Raw genomic sequence first — 219 nt, forward strand, 5'->3', positions numbered from 1 at the left:
CGGTGACCAGGGACATGGTCATCACCAGAGCAAGCACCAGAGAAAGGAACTTCTTCATTCGGATTTCTCCTCCTTTTGAGTTTTCGCCGTCGTCTTTCCAACTTTTTCGTCAGAAGAGTACGTATCTCAACATTTTTGACAGAAATCGATTGATATTCAGCTCGAAGCAAGCGGTTTCTGGTAGCAATTTCCCCGGAATATTTTGAAAGCACGGTCCAG

1 protein-coding gene is annotated in these 219 nt (G+C 45.2%); it reads right to left on the reverse strand.

Features of this window, described 5'->3' with window-relative positions; all coding sequences use genetic code 11:
* The coding region (locus H9X91_RS14190; protein WP_204805902.1) for a hypothetical protein at positions 1–219 on the reverse strand (219 nt) is incomplete at both ends.

Source organism: Oscillibacter valericigenes, from assembly GCF_016902445.1.
Classification (GTDB): Bacteria; Bacillota; Clostridia; order Oscillospirales; family Oscillospiraceae; genus Oscillibacter; species Oscillibacter avistercoris.